The following is a 17,046-nucleotide window of genomic DNA, read 5'->3' as shown; positions in this document are numbered from 1 at the left end:
CGGAACCCGGTTCCGCGCCGCCCCGCCCACCGGCGGTCGGCGCAGCCAAGGACCGGACGCTGACCCAAGCAAGGGGGAGGATCCCATGCCAGCAATCGTGATCGTAGGGGCCCAGTGGGGCGACGAGGGCAAGGGCAAGGCGACTGACCTGCTCGGCGGCCGCGTCGACTACGTGGTCAAGCCCAACGGCGGCAACAACGCCGGCCACACCGTCGTCGTCGGCGGCGAGAAGTACGAGCTCAAGCTCCTTCCCGCCGGCATCCTCTCGCCGAACGCCGTCCCGATCATCGGCAACGGCTGCGTGGTGAACCTCGAGGCCCTGTTCGAGGAAATCGACGGCCTCGAGGCCCGCGGCGCCGACACGTCGAAGCTCCGCGTCTCCGCCAACGCCCACCTGGTGGCCCCGTACCACCAGACGATGGACAAGGTCACGGAGCGCTTCCTCGGCAAGCGCGCCATCGGCACCACGGGCCGGGGCATCGGCCCCGCGTACATGGACAAGATCGGCCGCCTCGGCATCCGCGTGCAGGACGTCTTCGACGAGTCGATCCTCCGCCAGAAGGTGGAGGGCTCGCTGCGGCAGAAGAACGAGCTGCTGCTCAAGGTCTACAACCGGCGCAGCGTCGAGGTCGAGGAGATCGTCGAGTACTTCCTCTCCTTCGCCGAGCGCCTGCGCCCCTTGATGATCGACGCGACCCTGGAGCTGAACAACGCGCTGGACGAGGGCAAGGTGGTCCTCATGGAGGGCGGCCAGGCGACGTTCCTGGACGTGGACCACGGCACCTACCCGTTCGTCACCAGCTCCAACCCCACCGCGGGCGGCGCGTCCGTGGGCTCGGGCATCGGCCCCACCCGGATCGACCGGTCCGTGGGCATCATCAAGGCCTACACCACCCGCGTCGGCGCCGGCCCGTTCCCCACCGAGCTCTTCGACGACATGGGCGAGTACCTGCAGCGGACCGGCGGGGAGTTCGGCGTGAACACCGGCCGGCCGCGCCGCTGCGGATGGTACGACGCCGTGCTGGCGCGCCATGCCTCGCGCGTCAACGGCTTCACGGACTACTTCGTGACGAAGCTCGACGTGCTCACCGGGCTCGACCGGATCCCGGTCTGCGTGGCGTACGACGTCGACGGCGTCCGGCACGACGAGATGCCGATGACGCAGACCGAGTTCCACCACGCCAAGCCCATCTTCGAGTACTTCGACGGCTGGACCGAGGACATCACCGGGGCCCGCACGCTCGACGACCTCCCCGAGAATGCGCGCAACTACGTGCTGTCCCTCGAGGCGATGTCCGGGACGCGGATCTCGGCGATCGGCGTGGGCCCGGACCGCGAGCAGACGATCGTGCGCCACGACCTGATCGAGGGCTGAGCGGGGCACGGACGGTCGCGGCCGACGGCGCCTACGTCGTCGTCCTCGGATCCAGTGCGCCAACCCCCTCCGGTGCGTAGGGTGGACGCATCAGACCGGTCCCGCCCTCAGGAGGCAGCGATGAGAATCAGTGTCGGTCAGCTCAACCCGTCCGGCGACCTGCAGGAGAACCTGCAGACCGTGCGCCGGCTGACGCGACAGGCCAGGCAGGAGGGTGCCCAGCTGATCCTCCTGCCGGAGGAGACGATGTTCACCGTCCGCCACGTGGAGGGGGACCTCCGCGCCGCCGTCGATCGGGACTGGAGCACGTTCGTCCAGCAGCTGAGCTTCATCGCGGCCGATGAGTCGATCGCGATCGTCGCCGGCGGCTACGAGTCGAGCGGCGAGGAGCGCCCGTACAACACCCTCGTGGTGGTGGACGAGACCGGTCGAATCGTGCGGACGTACCGGAAGGTCCACCTGTACGACGCCTTCAGCTACCAGGAGTCCAGCCGGATCATGGCCGGCGACACCGACGGGATCGGGGTCTTCGAGCTCGGCGGCCTCAAGGTCGGCGTCATGACCTGCTACGACATCCGCTTCCCCGAGATGGCCCGCCGTCTCGCCGTCGACGGGGCCGACCTCCTGCTCGTCGCAGCCGCCTGGTTCAAGGGCGACCACAAGATCGAGCACTGGGAGACGCTGCTGAAGGCCCGCGCCGTGGAGAACACCGTCTGGATCGCGGCCGCCGGAACCAGCTCCGCCAACACGGTCGGCCACTCGGCGGTGCTGGACCCCCTGGGCATCCCGGTGGACTATCTGGACGACGAGCCGGAGGGGCTCGTCACCGTGGACGTGACCCGCAGGCGGATCGACGAGGTCCGGGAGTTCCTCCCCGTCCTCGCCAATCGTCGGCTCTGACCGGACGCGGCGGTCCTCGGCGGCCGAGTCTCTAGGCGTACCAGTCTCAAGGCGGGCTCAAGCTCGGACGAATCGAAAACCCCGGAATCATGCGAATCCCGGGCAGTCGCAGATAATTCTCAGAAAAGTTGGCCGTGACCGTAACTTACGGGCCGGGCCGCGCGATTACGTCTGTGGAGCCGGGCCGAGAGTTTCCCCCCAACGATTTTCGGTCCGGCTCCTTCTTCTTCCCCGCTGATATAGTTTCGACACGGAAGTCTCGAAACTGATCGGGGGGTGAGATGGCCGCAGCGCTGACGCATGACGTGCTCGAGCAGGCTCGGCGCGGCGAGCCCGAAGCCCTCACCCTCATCTACCAGTCACTCGCAGGCCAGGTCACCGGCTATCTCACCGCCAGAGGCGTCGAGGATCCGGATGGCACGGCGCAGGAGGTCTTCCTAACCGTGTTCTCCCGTCTTGCCGAAGTGACCGGCGGAGTCGATGGGCTGCGCCGATTCACGTTCTCCGTCGCCCACGCACGGATGGTCGACGCCACGCGCGCCCGGGCGCGCGCGCCCTACGTCGTGGAGTACGACGCCGGCGCGGACCCCCGCCTGGAGCCCTCGCCCCAGGACGCACTGCTGGACCAGCTGGAATCGAGCCACCTCAGCGGCGTCCTCGACTCGATCGCCTCCGAGCAGCGCGAGTGCATCCTCCTGCGCGTGGTCGCCGGAATGAGCGTCGACGAGACCGCCGAGATCCTCGGCAAGACGGCCGGAGCCGTCAAGCAGCTCCAGCGGCGCGGGTTGCTGGCGATGCGCAGGTCCCTCGAGGAGGCCGGCGAGCATGCATGAGCCCAAACCGACGCCCGGACCCGGTGACTACCAGCGCGCCGAGGAGGTCCTGCGCGAGGCCCTGACCGAGGCGGAGCTCCTCAGCGTCGCCGGAGTGCGCGAGGAGATCGCCGAGCTCGCCGCGGCCGCACGCGTCGAGCCCCCGGCTCCCACCGGCCCGCTGGCCGACCTCCTCTCCGGCGAGGTGGGCCTCGACGAGATCCAGCGCTCCGCCGGAGCACAGGCGCCGGCCCCCGTGGTTGACCTGGCGGCGTCCCGCCGCCGTCGTCGTCGTGGCGGTTTCACCGCGGGCTTCGCGATCGTCGCGCTCGGTGCAGCGGGGATCGCCGGGACCGCCGCCGCCGACTCGGACCGTCCCGAGCCGCCGGAGATCAGCCTGGTGGTCCACGTGTCGCCGAAGGCGGAGCCCACGCCGCTCGACGTCCCCCTCGTCGAGTCCTCGGCAGCGCCGACGACCACCGGCACGGACGAGGCCGAGGCACCGTCGAGCGTCCCCGGCGATCCCTCGACGGCGGGCCCGGCCTCGAGCGCTTCAGAGTCGTCGAGCGCCTCGGAGTCTTCGGCGGACCGGTCGGAGCGGGCCGAGCGGAACGCTGCGCAGGAGGCCGAGCAGGCCGAGCGCGCGCGAGAGCGGGCCGAGCGCAAGGCAGCGCAGGAGGCCCGGAAGGCCCGCGAGGCTGCGGAGCGGCAGGCCGGGAAGGCCGCCCAGAAGGCGCCGAAGGACCAGGGCTCGGGCGAGCCGGCCGTCAATGGCAAGGCCGCCAAGGACGCTGCTGCGGACCAGGGCGGGAAGGGCACGCCGAAGAAGGACGGGAAGTAGCCTCGCCACCCGGTCACGGCGACCGCCCCGGGAGGAGCAGGCCGCGGCGGCCTCGCTGACGCTCCGGCCGTGACGGAACGGCTGGGCCCGCCGTCGTCGACGGCGGACCCCATCCGTCCGGTCGGGATCCGTCCGGTCAGGCGAGGAGCTGGCGCTTGGAGCTGATCACGCCGGTGTCGAACCCGGCCAGGTGTAGCCCACCGTGGAAGCGGGCGTGCTCGATCTTCACGCAGCGGTCCATCACCACGTTCATCCCGGCCGCCTCGGCGTCGCGGGCGACGTCCTCATGCCACGAGCCGAGCTGCAGCCACAGGGTCTTCGCGCCCGCGGCCTTCGCCTCCTCCAGGACGCCCGGCAGGTCGTCGTGCTTGCGGAAGACCTCCACCAGGTCCGGGGACTCCGGCAGATCAGCCAGGGACTTGTAGACGGGCTGGCCCAGGATCTCGTCCACCACCGGGTTCACGAAGTACACCCGGTACCGCGTGGAGGACAGGAGGTAGGTCGCCACGAAGTAGCTGGCGCGCGAGGGCTTGTTGGACGCGCCCACGATCGCGATCGACGTCGTCTCCCCGAGGATCCGCAGGCGCTCGGCCGCGCTCGGACCCCGCCATGAACGGGCCGGCGCGGCCGCTGCGGTGGTTTCGGCGGTCACTGGGCGGCTCCGATCTGCGCGGTGCTGGATGACTCGGTGTTGGATGACTCGGTGTTGGACGCCTCGCTGCTGGACGACTCGGTGCTGGGTGCGGTCCCGGTGGCCGGGAGGGCGCACGCGGCGCCGTCGTAGGTGGGCTCGGCATACGCCGTGGCGGATCCCGACTTCGCCGGGGCTCGCCGCTGCGAGGCCTCCAGCGCCTGGTCCAGATCCCACAGGATGTCCTCGACGTCCTCGATGCCCACGGAGAGTCGGACGAGGTCCTCCGGCACGCCCCCGGCCAGGAGCTGCGCCGGGGTCAGCTGCTGGTGCGTGGTCGACGCCGGGTGCAGCACCAGGGTGCGCGCGTCGCCGATGTTCGCCAGGTGGGATGCGAGCTGCAGCGTCTCGATGAAGCGCTCGCCCGCCTCCCGGCCGCCCTCGACGCCGAAGCTGAAGACCGAGCCGACGCCGCGCGGGAACAGCTCCCGTGCCCGATCGTGCTGCGGGTGGGACTCCAGCCCCGCGTAGTTCACGTAGGTGACTCGGGGATCCGCCTCCAGCCAGGCGGCCACCCGCTGGGCGTTCGCCACGTGGTTCTCCACCCGCTGGGCCAGGGTCTCCACGCCCTGCAGCAGCTGGAACGCGGACTGGGCCGACAGGGCCGGCCCGAAGTCGCGCAGCTGCTCCGACCGCAGCTTGGTCAGGAAGCCGTACTCGCCGAAGTTTCCCCACCAGGAGACGTTGCCGTAGCTCGGGACCGGGGCCGTCATCGTGGGGAACTTGCCGTTGCCCCAGTCGAACGTGCCGGCCTCGATCACCACGCCGCCGAGCGTGGTGCCGTGCCCGCCGATGAACTTGGTGGCCGAGTGGATGACGATGTCCGCGCCGTGCTCGATCGGGCGCAGCAGGTACGGCGGCGTCAGCGTCGAGTCGACGACCAGTGGAATGCCGTGCCGGCGGGCCACTGCGGCGAGTCCGTCCAGGTCGACGACGTCTCCGGAGGGGTTCGCCACGACCTCGGTGTAGAGCGCCTTGGTGTTCTCCTGGATCGCGGCCTCGAAGTCGGCGGCCTCGGTGGAGTCCACGAACGTGGTGTCGATGCCGAAGCGGCGCAGGCTCACGTCCAGTTGCGTGATGGTGCCGCCGTAGAGCTTCGACGACGCCACGATGTGGTCGCCCGCCTGGGCGAGCGCGGCGAAGGTGACGAATTCGGCGGACATGCCCGACGCCGTGGCGACCGCCCCGATGCCGCCCTCGAGCGAGGCCATCCGCTCCTCGAACGCAGCGACCGTGGGGTTGCCGATGCGGGAGTAGATGTTGCCGTACTTCTGCAGCGCGAACAGATTGGCGGCGTCGTCCGTGTCCTTGAACACGAAGCTCGTGGACTGGTAGATCGGCACGGCCCGGGCGCCGTGCTCGGCGTCGGGGGTGCCGCCGGCGTGGAGAGCGCGGGTCCGGAAGCCGAACTGGTGGTCTGTCATCTAGGCGAGGGCCCCTTCGAGGTCGGTGCTGGGCAGGAGGTCGGTGTTCAGTTCGGTGCCGTTCCGGCGGGCCAGGTCGGCCTCGAGCTCGCGCACGATCGGGAGGACGTCGCGGCCGAATGCCTCGACCTCCTCCTGGAAGTGCAGGTAGCAGGTCAGCATGAGGTTCACGCCGATCTTCTTGAACTCGATGATCCGCTCCGCGATCTGCTCCGGGGTGCCGATCAGCTTGGAGCGGAAGCCGTCGTTGTACTGGACCATGTCCTCGAACGTCGAGTCCTCCCACATGCCCTTGCCGTCCCGGGTGGACTGGCCGGCCTCCTTGACGGCCTCGGCGAAGCCCTCGACGGCCGGACGGTGCGCCTTGGCGATGATCTCACGGAGCGTCTCGGTGGCCTCGGCCTCCGTGTCGCGGGCGATGACGAAGCCGTTGAGGCCGAACTTCGGCGGGTTCGGGGCGCGGCGGCCGGCCGCGGCCGACTTCACGACCCCGGCGATGTTCTCCTGGAAGCCCTCGAGGGAGCGGCCGTTGGAGAAGTACCAGTCCGCGGTCTTGCCGGCGGCGAACTGCGCCGCCGTCGAGTTGCCGCCGAAGAAGACCTCCGGGTGCGCGCGCCCGGGGATGTCGAGGGGCGGCGGGTTGAGCGTGAACTCGTCGATGTCGTAGTAGTCGCCGCTGTAGGAGAAGCCGGTCTCCGTCCAGAGGCCGCGGAGGATGTCGATGAACTCCTGCGTGCGGTCGTACCGGGCATCGTGCTCCAGCCACGGGAGCCCGAACTTGGTGAACTCGTCCTTCAGCCAGCCGGAGACGATGTTGACGGCGGAGCGCCCACCGGAGATGTGGTCCGCCGTGATGATGAACTTCGCGAGCACGCCGGGGTGCCACATGCCCGGGTGGACGGCGGAGATGACCTTGAGTCGCTCGGTGGCGCCGAGGAGCGCCAGGGAGAAGCTCGTGGCCTCGTGCTGCTTGTCCGCCCCGTAGCTCGCGGCGTAGCGGGTCTGCGTCAGGGCGTACTCGAAGCCGGAGCGCTCGGCGATGCGCGCGAGCTTCTTGTTGTAGTCGAAGTCCCAGCTGGTGCGCTGCTCGATGGTGGAGACCACCAGCCCGCCGGAGACGTTGGGCACCCAGTACGCGAACTTCAGCGGCGCTTCGAGGTCGGCGATCGGACTGACGGTGGTGGTCATCGAGGCTCCTGACGTGCTGGCGCGGTGCGCGTGGTGGGGCTCCCGGAACAACGGCGATCCACGGCGGACAGGCCGGTACGCCGGCCTGCGGTGGATCGAAATGCTGACGCATTCTCCATCGTTTCTGGCGGTAGCACCTTTCCGGGGGAGTCCGGATGGTTGCTGCGGCGTCGTTGAGCCAGATCTCTCAGCCGCTCGGGATGGTGTGCACCACCCAGTCTGAGGTGCGTCGGGCGGATCGGCAAGGAATGTGTAGCCGGGTTTCAGCCGAGGGCTCCGTAGGGTGGGGGCATGAGCATCGATTCGAGCCGGGCCGCCGGGCTCTCGGCCGCGGAGTCCCGCCGCGCCGTCGTCAACGCGCACTTCACCCCGGAGGCGGGCGATGCGCTGGATGTCCTGCGGAACGAGCGGCTCCTGCAGCTGGACGGGATCAGCCGCGTGGACAAGGCCCACCGTCTCACCTGCGGGGCCCGCCTGCCGGCGAGGCGCCGTGCCCAGGAGTACGACGACGTCCTTTGGTCCGGTGGCGAGGCGGTCTCCTTCGAGACGTTCACCGACGTCGCCTGCCTGTTCCCGATCGAGGACTGGCCGCTGTTCGAGCGTTCCCGGCAGTGGTTCCGCGACCGGCACGCGGAGGAGTTCGCGGACGATCTGGCCGGACCCCGCCGGGAGGTGCTGCGGATCGCGGCCGAGGCCACGGACGGTGCCACGATCGGCGACCTGGAGGCCGGTGCGGAGCGCGGCGGCAACTGGAGCTGGAGTGCCCGGCAGCGCGCCGCCGAGTTCATGCTGTGGTCCGGCGAACTGGTCTGCACGCACCGCCGCGGCATCAAGCGGGTCTTCGACCTCCCGGAGCGCCGCGTCCCGACGCACCTCCTCGAGGCCAGGCCGTCGTACGACGACGCCTGCGCCGGTCTGATCGCCGCGGCGCTGCGGGCGCTGGGCATCGCCACGATCGCCGACCTGCGGCGGCACTACCGGCTCACCGCCGACGAGGTCCGGGACGGGCTGGAGGCGGCCGGCGCCGTCGTCCTGGACATCGAGGGCTGGGGCGAGCCCGGCTACGCGCTGCCGGATCCGGACCTGTCGGAGGTGCCGGTCACGCAGGCGCGGGGGAGCCGGCTCATCGGCCCCTTCGACAACCTGCTGCGCAACCGGCGGCGGGCGGCGCGGGTCTTCGGCTACGAGTACCTGTTCGAGGCGTACGTCCCGGCGGCGAAACGGGTGTACGGCGCCTACGTCATGTCCGTCCTGGACGGCGACCGGTTCGTGGGCCGGGTGGACGCCCAGCGCGAGGGCCGGGACCTGCGCCTGCACGGCCTCTATCCCGAGCACGGCGTGACCAATCGGAGTTTCCGGGCGGCCGCCCGGCGGGCCGGCACCCATCTGGCCCGGCAGCTCGGAGGCGACCTGGTGTTGCCGTAACGCGCTCCGGCGCCGGTTAGTCTTGGCCCATGGCTAAACGTTTGGTGATGGTACGGCACGGCGAGACGGATTGGAATGCCGCCGGTCGGCTGCAGGGACAGGTCGACATCCCCTTGAACGAGGCCGGGAAGGCGCAGGCGCGGGAGGCCGGCGAGGCGCTGGCACGCCGTGCGGCGGAGGAGGGCTTCGTCTGGGATGCCGTGGCATCGTCCCCGCTGGGCCGGGCCGTCGAGTCGGCCGAACTCATCGCCGAGGCGCTCGGGCTCGAGCTCGGCGACCAGGACGACGACCTGGTCGAGCGGGCCTACGGCGAGCTCGAGGGCCGCGTGGGCGCAGAGATGGACGACGAAGAGCGCCAGCGCCTGATCGTGACGGCGGAACCCGAGGCCCAGGTCGCGACCCGAGGGGCAGCGGCGCTGGCGCGGATCGCCGCGCACCATCCGGGCGGCAACGTCGTGGTGGTCGCCCACGGGACGCTGATCCGGCTCACGGCCAACCGGATCCTCGACCAGAAGACACCCCGCATCCCCAACGGGGTGGCGGTGGAGATCGACGCCGCCCGGCTGGCCGAGTTCGTGGCGAGCACCGGGTCCAATACGCCCGGGACGGCCGAGGAGTCGGAGCACCAACCGACCCCCTGAGGCGGACCCGGGGAGCGAGGGGCCCTCGAGGCATGAAGAAGGCGGCCACCCGGATCGTTGGGGGGAAACACGGGTAGCCGCCCTCGCCGCTATGTTTCAAGCGACATGAAGACACTAGAGGGCGAACCTGAACGCCAGCTAGTAGCACTCCCGAGCCTGTGGACAAGCGGCGGCGGGGTGCCGATCGCGCCGGGATCGCACCCGGCGGACCGCTCAGCTGCGGGAGTGCCGGCGCTGACGGCGGCGCTGCGCTTTGAGGGCGATGATCCGCGCCGCGCCGGCCAGCGCGACGATGATGCCTCCGGCGACGGCCGCGGCCAGAACCGTGAGGCCCACGTTCACGGTGCCCTCCCACGCGAAGTAGCGCAGCGTGGTGGTCTCCTGGTTCTGGGCGATGAAGATGATCAGGAGCACGAGGATGATCAGCGAGAAGATGGTCGTCGCCCAGACCGCGCCCGAGCGCGTCGTCGTCATCCGGTCGCGGTACTCGTCGTCCTTCGAGTCCGTCCCGGGCGTCTCCGCGGACTGCTTCTCGGCGTTCCGGCGGTCCGCGGCGATCTCGGTGGACGTCGGCTCGTCGCGGGGGTCCCGCACGATCCCGGCGACCTCGGCCTGCGAATTGGTCGCCTCGGGCTCCATCTTGTCGGCGGTCTCGCCGCCGAGGTCCCGGGCATCGGAACCCGTGGGCGTGGCGCCGGCGTCGGGCGAGGTGGGATCCTGATTGCGCATCGAATGTCCTCCTGGCAGTGATGAGGCTTCCTGTGATCATGAAACTACACGTCAAAGCCGCGAGCGGCCATGATCCGGGGCGTCCGGGCGGCGCGTCGACAGAGGAATTCCGGTCACCGTCTCACGTTTCGGCCGGGACGGACGTCTACAGATTGTGAGCCAGGTGAAGCACAGCGCGGCCAAGCCGCCCTTCGAGACCATCGTGGAGCGCCACGGCGTGACCGTGCTGCGCGTGTGCCGCGCCGCTCTGGGCCAGCACGACGCCGAGGACGCGTGGTCGGAGACCTTCCTCGCGGCCCTCGGGGCGTACCCGGACCTCCCGGCGGACGCCAATGTGGAGGCCTGGCTGGTGCGCATCGCGCACCGGAAGGCCATCGACGTCTACCGTGCCGCGGGACGCAGGGCGCTGCCGTCCGGTGACGGAGCCGACCTCGACGAGGTCCGCAACGGGCAGGGCAGCCAGCATCTCGGGGTCCGGGACGGGATCGGCTCGGTGCCCGGGCTGCTCGAGGACCGGGGAGACCTCTGGCAGGCCATCGTCACCCTGCCGGAGCGGCAACGGCTCGCCGTGGCCTATCACCACCTGGCCGGACTGCCCTACGCCGAGATCGCCGCCGAGATCGGCGGGACGCCGGAGGCGGTACGCCGGGCGGCGGCCGACGGAATGAAGAAACTCAGGAAGGCGATGCTGTGAACCAGACACTCGATCACGAACCGGGGCGGACCGACGGGCCGCTGAGCCGGATCGAGCAGGAGCTGCTGACCCGGCTCCGCGGCCGTCTCGAGCACGAGGCCGGGGCGGCGGATCTCATCGACGTCGCCTACCGCACGGTCGACTCCCCGGTCGGACGGTTGCTCGTGGCCACCACGGAGCGCGGACTGGTTCGCGTCGCCTTCGAGTCGGAGGGGCACGACGCCGTCCTCGAGGCGCTCAGCGACCGGATCAGCCCGCGGATCCTCCGCAGCGGCGCCGGCACCGCTCACACGCCGGGGACGCTCCGCCGCCGGCTGGACGAGACGGCCCGCGAGCTGGACGCCTACTTCGCGGGCCGGTTGCAGGAGTTCGATGTACCGCTGGACTTCTCTCTCTCGAGCGGTTTCCGGCAGACGGTCCAACGGGAGCTGACCGGGATCGCATACGGACGGACGATGTCCTACCGGGAGATGGCGGAGCTGGTGGGCAATCCCCGGGCCGTCCGCGCGGTCGGGACCGCTTGCGCGACCAACCCGCTCCCCGTCGTCGTCCCCTGCCATCGCGTTCTGCGCACGGACGGTTCGCTCGGCGGATACCTCGGCGGGCTCGCCGCCAAGGCTGCCCTCCTGGACCTCGAGCGGGGGACCGCGCCGCTGCCCGTCCCGGGGTCGGCCGGGGACGCCTGATGGACGCCCTGTTCGACGCCGACTTCGGTGCCCGGGAACCGCGCCGCGTCGCCCCCGGTGCCTATCACCTCCCGGGGTGGCTGGCGCCGGAGCAGCAGCGCTGGATCGTCGAGCGCTACTGGGACTGGTCGCAGGGCCCGGTGCCCCCGCGTGGTGCCAAGGTGGCCGGCCACGAGATGTCCGTCAAGACCGTCTGCCTCGGCTGGCACTGGCAGCCGTACCGCTACTCGCGGGAGGCCTCGGACGTGAACGGCGCGCGGGTCCTCCCGTTCCCCGACTGGCTGGCCCGGGCGGGGAGGCTCGCGCTCGCCGAGACCGACTTCGCGGCGGATGCCTACACGCCCGATGCCGCGCTGGTGAACTTCTACGATGACTCGGCCCGGATGGGCATGCACCAGGACAAGGACGAGGACTCCGCCGCACCGGTGGTCTCGTTCTCGATCGGGGATGCCTGCACGTTCCGGTTCGGCAACACCGAGCACCGCAACCGGCCCTACGAGGACGTCCTGCTCGCCTCCGGGGACGTCTTCGTCTTCGGCGGGCCGGCCCGGCTCGCGTACCACGGCGTGCCCCGGATCCACGCCGGAACCGCCCCGGCCGGATGCGGCCTCGGGGCAGGACGGATCAACATCACGCTGCGGGAGACCGGGCTCGGCGCATGAGGCGGCGGGGGTGCGAGGGGGCGGAGACGTGAGGGTCGAGGCGAACGGGCTGTTCGACGCGGGGACGTCCGCGCGGGTGCTCGCCGCGCACGACGTCCCGGGCGTCTCCTCGACGGACGTCGCGGGCCGCCTGCACCGGCGCTGGGTCCGGGCTGCGGGACGTGACGTCCAGGTGGAGCTCACCCTGGTCGAGGACGCCGGGATCGACGTCCTCGTCCAGCGGACAGGGGGCTCCCTCGGCCGGGCCGCGCCGGAGGAGGGGCTGCCTCCCACCTCGGCCGACGCGGGATCCGGTGGCGAGACGCAGCGGGACCTGGAGCGGCTGGTGGCGCGGTGGTTCGGGCTGGAGGACGACCTGGGACCGGCGCGGACCGCCCTGGCCGCCGACCCCGTGCTCGCGCCGCTGCTGGCGGAGCGGCCCGGGCTGCGTGTGACCGGGTGCGTCGACGAGTTCGAGGCGGTCGTCACAGCGGTGCTGGGACAGCAGGTCTCGCTGGCCGCCTGCCGGACGTTCGCCGGGCGGTTCGTCGCCGCGGCTCGCCCCGACCCGGCGTCGGGGGCGCCGGGGGACTCCCCGGGGGCGGGGCGCGGTCGGGACTCCGGGGAAGGGCTGGGACTGGTGCCGTTCCCCGGGCCCGAACGGTACGCCGGCCTCGAGGCGGCGGAGCTTCAGCAGGCGGTCGGCATCACCGGCGCCCGCGCCAGAACCCTGGCCGGAGTCGTCGCGGCGTGGTCGGAGGGCTTCCGCCTCGATGCGCTCCCACCCGGGGAAGCCCGGGCCGCGCTGCTGGCGCTGCCGGGCATTGGACCGTGGACGGCCGAGTACCTGGCCGTCCGGCTCCTCGGCGATGCCGACACTTTCATCTCCGGGGACTTGGTGGCCCGTAGAGCCCTCGCGGGCGCGCTGGGTGCGGGTCCACTGACGCCGCGGCAGGCCGCCGCCCACGCCGCCCGCTGGAGTCCCTGGCGTACCTATGCGTTGCTCCACCTCTGGGCCTCGGAGGCCTACGCGGTCCCGGAGGAGTCCACGCGCTGAAGCCCGGACAGGCCGTCCTGCGGTAGCGTGGGTGGCGCTTCTACGAAGGGGAGACATGTCGACCGACGCCTACCGGTACGCCTCGAGCGCGGCCTACGCAGTCGCCATGGCGGCCATCGCGCTGACGCCGACCCTCGGGAAGATCGCCGTCTTCGTCGTCGCTGCGCTCGCCGTGGCCGTCATCGTGGTGCCGCCGTCGACCGACCGGGGAATCCGGCAGCGGTTCGCTGGACCCGGGCTCCGCGCCGGCGACGGACTGCTGCTGCCGTTCGCCGTCGCGATCGCGGCGTCGTTCATCGCGGGCAGCGACCCGGGCCTCTGGAACATTCTCCTGGGCGCCCTCACGCTCGTCATCGCGTACCTCATGGGGCTCAGCTTCTGGCGGCAAGCGCTCGAGCGTGCGGAGCGGGCAAGGGCCGAGGAGCGCAGCGACGCGGATTGAACGGGCTTGGCTTCCGCCGTCGCTGGACGCCCCAGCCAGAGCAGGCCGCTCCTGCCCGCGGACCGGTTCAGCGTCTCGCGAGGAGGCTCTCCCCGACGTCGGCGCGACGGTAGAAGACCTCGCGCCCGGTGCGGAGGGACTCGGCCAGGCCGCCCTCCGACATGACCTTGAGGTGGGTGTTGACCGTCGCCGGCGCCAGATCCAGCGCGCAGGCCAGCTGCGTCGTCGTCATCGGGACGTCGAGCTGGGCGAGGATCTGCGCCCGCGTCCGCCCGAGGAGCTTGGCCAACGGTGCGTCGGGGCACGACGGGGCGGACTCCCACAGGCGCCCGACGCCGCGCGGGGCGTAGGTCAGCGTCGGCACGAACGGGGCGACGTTCAGCACGAGCGTCTCCGGCCAGATGAACGCGTTCGGAACGAGGATCAGCCCGGCACCCGGATCGGGGTGGCCGGTCGCGTCGCACCCGCGCACGATGTCCAGGCCGTCGGGTGTGGGGACGACGCTCGGGTGCAGGGATTTCAGGACCTCGGCCATGCCGTTCCGTGAGATCTGCGCCAGCCGCCAGTCGATGTCCTCCAGTTGCAGGGAGCGCAGGCGCGGCCACCATGGCTCGAGGGCGATCTCCCAGTACCAGGCCAGGGCCTCGACGATCATCTCGAGGCCGGCCGGCAGGTCCCGTTCCAGCAGATCGAGGGTCGCCAGGATGCGCGGCGTCGGTTCGTGACCGCGCAGATACGCGAGGCTCTCCCGCCAGACCTCGTGGTCGACGGCCGCGACGTCGGCCAGCGAGTCGGCGAAGGTCCCCTGGCGACTCGGCGTGGGCGTCAGAGCGTCCGCCATGTAGCCCCGTGGACGCACGAGCGTGGTCAAGATGTCCAGGTGGCGCGACTTGTGCGGCTCCGTGGACGCGGCCAGAGCCGATGTGGTCGCCTCGATCCATGGCCGGTGGATGGCCGGCTGGCGTTGCAGGGCACGGATGCTGGCGGCGGCCTCCCACAGGGGCGAGGACTCGAAACGGATCTTGGTGAGGTCCTCGGCCGTCAGTCTGATGTGCATGTGCATCAGCGTAGGCCCAGCCATCCCGACGCCCGACGATTCGGTGTGGACCGAATCGTGGCGACCCTCGGCCGCGGCGCGGACGCTGAGTCCATGACGACGAACAGCACCCTCGGATCATGGCAGACGAAGACCGCCCGGGCCTCGGTCCGCAGCGCCCCACCCCGCAGAAGCCTAGACCGCAGAACCCCGGACCGCAGAAGCCCGGCCCGCAGCGTGCTCGGCGCCCTCCGCGCGATCGCCCGCTTCTACCGGGTGAACTGGGAGCGGGCCGCCGCGCAGGAGAGCGAGTACCTGCGGATCAAGGAGGAGAACCTCCGGACGTACTGGGTCCAGACCGGCGGGCGGATGTGATCCGCCGCCCGCGCCGACCTACTCCGGGCCGCAGATCCGCCGCAGCTCCGGGATGCAGGGCTCGTTCTGCAGGCTGGTGGTGTCCCCGAGCGGTGTGCCCTCGAACAGCTGGGTCAGCAGCCGGCGCATGATCTTGCCGGAGCGGGTCTTCGGCACGTCGGGGACGAACACGACGTCGCGCGGCTTGGCGATCGGCCCGATCTCGCGGGCCACGTGCGCCCGGAGTTCCTCGACCAGGGCACGCCGCGCCGCGGAGGGGAGGGCCTCCGCGGTGCCCGAGCCCGGGCCGCCGACGAGCGACTGGTCGACCGGGACGACAAACGCCGTGGCCGCCTGCCCCGTCTTCGGATCGGCGGTGGGGCAGACGCCGGCCTCCACGACCGCGGGGTGGGAGACCAGCGCCGACTCGATCTCGATGGTCGAGAGCAGGTGCCCGGAGACGTTGAGGGCGTCGTCGGTCCGCCCGAGGATCCAGACGTCGCCGTCGTCGTCCAGCTTGGCGCCGTCGCCGGCCAGGAACCAGCCCTGCTCCACGAACTTCTCCCAGTAGGACGCGTAGTAGCGCTCGGGGTCGCCCCACACGGTCCGCGCCATCGACGGTCCGGTCCGGGTGAGGACGATGCTGCCCTGGACGTTCGGCGGCGTCCGGCGACCGTCGTCGTCCACCACGTCCGTGGCGACGCCCGGCAGCGGCCGCGTGCCGCATCCCGGCTTGAACGTCGTGTCGGTCGGTCGCGGCGACAGGACCGTAGCCCCGGACTCGGACTGCCACCAGGTGTCCACCATGGGGATGCCGGCGGCCGGATCGCCCGCCACCAGGGAGTCGCGGCCCACCTGCGCGCGCAGCCACCGCCAGGCCTCGGGGTTCACGGCCTCGCCGACGGTCCCGGCCAGGCGGATGGAGGAGAGGTCGTAGTCGGCCGGGACGCCGTCCGGGAACCAGCCCATGAGCGAGCGGACCAGGGTGGGCGCCGTGTAATAGCTGGTCACGCCGTAGCGCTGGATGATCTCGAAATGACGGCCGGGGTGCGGCGCGTTCGGCACCCCCTCGTAGATGACCTGGGTGACGCCGTTGGAGAGCGGCCCGTAGATCTCGTAGGTGTGCGCAGTGACCCAGGCCAGGTCGGCGGTGCACCAGTGCACGTCCCGCTCGCGCCGGGCGGGGTCGGGGTGGGAGAAGAGGAACTCGTGGGACCAGCTGGCGTTGACCAGATAGCCGCCGGTGGTGTGCACCAGCCCCTTCGGCTTCCCCGTGGTGCCGGAGGTGTACATGATGAACAGGGGCGCCTCGGAATCGAACGCCTCGGCCGTGTGGGTGCGCGGCTGCCGGTCGACGACGTCGTGCCACCAGACATCGCGCCCCTCCGTCCACGGGATGTCGGCCAGACCCGTGCGGTCGATCACGAGGACGTGCTCGATGCTGTTCTCCCCGGCCACGGCGGCGTCCGCGTTCTCCTTCACGGGCACCGCGCGGCCGCGGCGGAACTGCCCGTCCGTGGTGACCAGCAGCTTCGCCCCCGTGTCCTCGACCCGGAACCTCAGCGCCTCGGCGGAGAACCCACCGAAGACCAGGGAGTGGACGGCGCCGATGCGTGCGCACGCCAGGGTGATGACCACGGTCTCCACGAGCACGGGCAGGTAGATCACCACGCGGTCCCCCTGGCCGATGCCGAGCTCCTCGAGCGCGTTGGCCGCCTGGCAGACCCGCTCGGTCAGCTCGGCGTAGGTGATGGTCCGGCGGTCGCCCGGCTCGCCCTCGAAGTGCAGCGCGACCTTGTCGCCGCGCCCGGCCGCCACATGCCGATCCGCGCAGTTGACCGCGGCGTTGAGCCGGCCGCCGTCGTACCAGGAGATCTGCGGTCCGCGCCTGGTCTCCGGGTCCGCCGGGACCCAGGTGTGCGTGGTGTGCCACGGCTCGGCCCAGTCGAGGCGGCGGGCCACGGCGTCCCAGTGGGCGAGCCGCTCGGCCTCGGTCCATTCCTGCTCGGCGGCCTCGGCCTCCGTGCGGGGCCGGGCGGGGTGCGGGTACGCTGCACGGCCCGCGGCGTGGCTCGCGGGTACGACGGCGTGGGGTGCTGAAGCGCTCATG

The 17,046-nt window shown here is 71.3% G+C and carries 18 protein-coding genes and 1 riboswitch; of the genes, 12 read left to right on the top strand and 6 right to left on the bottom strand.

Annotation, left to right across the window (positions count from 1 at the left end; translation table 11 throughout):
• Positions 1-85: 85 nt before the first annotated feature.
• The 4 genes from ABD784_RS11930 to ABD784_RS11915 all read left to right on the top strand — a co-directional run bounded on the left by ABD784_RS11930 (position 86) and on the right by ABD784_RS11915 (position 3,928).
• Positions 86-1,375 carry an adenylosuccinate synthase gene (locus tag ABD784_RS11930; protein ID WP_344884898.1) on the top strand — a complete coding sequence of 430 codons (1,290 nt, stop codon included), beginning with the start codon at positions 86-88 and terminating at the stop codon, positions 1,373-1,375.
• 120 nt (positions 1,376-1,495) lie between these two features.
• Entirely contained in the window at positions 1,496-2,275 is a 780-nt protein-coding gene (locus tag ABD784_RS11925; RefSeq protein ID WP_344884895.1) for a carbon-nitrogen hydrolase family protein, read from the top strand.
• 281 nt (positions 2,276-2,556) lie between these two features.
• Complete coding sequence (locus ABD784_RS11920; RefSeq protein ID WP_344884891.1) at positions 2,557-3,108, top strand: RNA polymerase sigma factor; 552 nt, start codon at positions 2,557-2,559, stop codon at positions 3,106-3,108.
• Positions 3,101-3,928 carry a hypothetical protein gene (locus tag ABD784_RS11915; RefSeq protein WP_344884888.1) on the top strand — a complete coding sequence of 276 codons (828 nt, stop codon included), beginning with the start codon at positions 3,101-3,103 and terminating at the stop codon, positions 3,926-3,928. The genes ABD784_RS11920 and ABD784_RS11915 overlap by 8 nt, the downstream gene beginning before the upstream one ends.
• Before the next feature lie 136 nt (positions 3,929-4,064).
• Here ABD784_RS11915 and ABD784_RS11910 read toward each other — a convergent pair whose 3' ends face one another.
• Genes ABD784_RS11910 through sfnG form a run of 3 tightly spaced genes read right to left on the bottom strand, consistent with a single transcriptional unit; the run spans position 4,065 to position 7,231 of the window.
• The gene (locus ABD784_RS11910; protein WP_344884885.1) at positions 4,065-4,580 is read right to left on the bottom strand and encodes a CoA-binding protein; all 516 of its coding nucleotides are present in this window, start codon (positions 4,578-4,580) and stop codon (positions 4,065-4,067) included.
• The gene (locus tag ABD784_RS11905) at positions 4,577-6,043 is read right to left on the bottom strand and encodes an O-acetylhomoserine aminocarboxypropyltransferase/cysteine synthase family protein (protein WP_344884882.1); all 1,467 of its coding nucleotides are present in this window, start codon (positions 6,041-6,043) and stop codon (positions 4,577-4,579) included. Before ABD784_RS11905 ends, ABD784_RS11910 begins: the two co-directional genes overlap by 4 nt.
• Positions 6,044-7,231, bottom strand: a complete 1,188-nt coding sequence (gene sfnG / locus ABD784_RS11900; RefSeq protein ID WP_344884879.1) for a dimethylsulfone monooxygenase SfnG — start codon at positions 7,229-7,231, stop codon at positions 6,044-6,046.
• 112 nt (positions 7,232-7,343) lie between these two features.
• A riboswitch (SAM riboswitch) is annotated at positions 7,344-7,438 on the bottom strand.
• 84 nt (positions 7,439-7,522) lie between these two features.
• On the opposite strand from sfnG, the gene ABD784_RS11895 reads away from it, so the two are divergent.
• Together ABD784_RS11895 and ABD784_RS11890 are read left to right on the top strand one after the other, a co-directional pair.
• Positions 7,523-8,656 (top strand): DNA glycosylase AlkZ-like family protein, encoded by a 1,134-nt coding sequence (locus tag ABD784_RS11895; RefSeq protein WP_344884876.1) that lies wholly within the window; start codon positions 7,523-7,525, stop codon positions 8,654-8,656.
• A gap of 29 nt (positions 8,657-8,685) precedes the next feature.
• Positions 8,686-9,297 (top strand): histidine phosphatase family protein, encoded by a 612-nt coding sequence (locus tag ABD784_RS11890; RefSeq protein WP_344884873.1) that lies wholly within the window; start codon positions 8,686-8,688, stop codon positions 9,295-9,297.
• A 213-nt stretch (positions 9,298-9,510) separates the two neighbouring features.
• Here ABD784_RS11890 and ABD784_RS11885 read toward each other — a convergent pair whose 3' ends face one another.
• Positions 9,511-10,026, bottom strand: coding sequence for a lipopolysaccharide assembly protein LapA domain-containing protein (locus ABD784_RS11885; protein WP_344884870.1), 516 nt, complete (start codon positions 10,024-10,026; stop codon positions 9,511-9,513).
• 163 nt (positions 10,027-10,189) lie between these two features.
• Here ABD784_RS11885 and ABD784_RS11880 point away from each other — a divergent pair, with 163 nt between their 5' ends.
• The 5 genes from ABD784_RS11880 to ABD784_RS11860 are packed head-to-tail and all read left to right on the top strand — an operon-like array spanning position 10,190 to position 13,546.
• Complete coding sequence (locus ABD784_RS11880) at positions 10,190-10,720, top strand: RNA polymerase sigma factor (RefSeq protein ID WP_344884867.1); 531 nt, start codon at positions 10,190-10,192, stop codon at positions 10,718-10,720.
• Positions 10,717-11,406 carry a methylated-DNA--[protein]-cysteine S-methyltransferase gene (locus ABD784_RS11875; RefSeq protein ID WP_425582975.1) on the top strand — a complete coding sequence of 230 codons (690 nt, stop codon included), beginning with the start codon at positions 10,717-10,719 and terminating at the stop codon, positions 11,404-11,406. The genes ABD784_RS11880 and ABD784_RS11875 overlap by 4 nt, the downstream gene beginning before the upstream one ends.
• Positions 11,406-12,068 (top strand): alpha-ketoglutarate-dependent dioxygenase AlkB family protein, encoded by a 663-nt coding sequence (locus ABD784_RS11870; RefSeq protein WP_344884864.1) that lies wholly within the window; start codon positions 11,406-11,408, stop codon positions 12,066-12,068. Before ABD784_RS11875 ends, ABD784_RS11870 begins: the two co-directional genes overlap by 1 nt.
• 28 nt (positions 12,069-12,096) lie before the next feature.
• Positions 12,097-13,104: a DNA-3-methyladenine glycosylase 2 gene (locus ABD784_RS11865; RefSeq protein ID WP_344884861.1), complete on the top strand. Its 1,008-nt coding sequence runs from the start codon at positions 12,097-12,099 to the stop codon at positions 13,102-13,104.
• A gap of 55 nt (positions 13,105-13,159) precedes the next feature.
• Positions 13,160-13,546 (top strand): hypothetical protein, encoded by a 387-nt coding sequence (locus tag ABD784_RS11860; RefSeq protein ID WP_344884858.1) that lies wholly within the window; start codon positions 13,160-13,162, stop codon positions 13,544-13,546.
• A gap of 67 nt (positions 13,547-13,613) precedes the next feature.
• Here the strand turns inward: ABD784_RS11860 and ABD784_RS11855 are convergent, their stop codons facing one another.
• Positions 13,614-14,603: an ArsR/SmtB family transcription factor gene (locus tag ABD784_RS11855; RefSeq protein ID WP_344884855.1), complete on the bottom strand. Its 990-nt coding sequence runs from the start codon at positions 14,601-14,603 to the stop codon at positions 13,614-13,616.
• Positions 14,604-14,696: 93 nt separating this feature from the next.
• On the opposite strand from ABD784_RS11855, the gene ABD784_RS11850 reads away from it, so the two are divergent.
• Positions 14,697-14,957, top strand: coding sequence for a hypothetical protein (locus ABD784_RS11850; RefSeq protein WP_344884852.1), 261 nt, complete (start codon positions 14,697-14,699; stop codon positions 14,955-14,957).
• A gap of 18 nt (positions 14,958-14,975) precedes the next feature.
• Here the strand turns inward: ABD784_RS11850 and acs are convergent, their stop codons facing one another.
• Positions 14,976-17,045, bottom strand: a complete 2,070-nt coding sequence (gene acs / locus ABD784_RS11845) for an acetate--CoA ligase (protein WP_344884849.1) — start codon at positions 17,043-17,045, stop codon at positions 14,976-14,978.
• Between the last annotated feature and the right edge of the window lies 1 nt (position 17,046).

Origin of the sequence: Zhihengliuella alba (genome assembly GCF_039538765.1) — a bacterium.
Lineage (GTDB): Bacteria > Actinomycetota > Actinomycetes > Actinomycetales > Micrococcaceae > Zhihengliuella > Zhihengliuella alba.
Note: the sequence above shows the minus strand (reverse complement) of the source record. Positions and strands in the feature narration are given on the sequence as shown.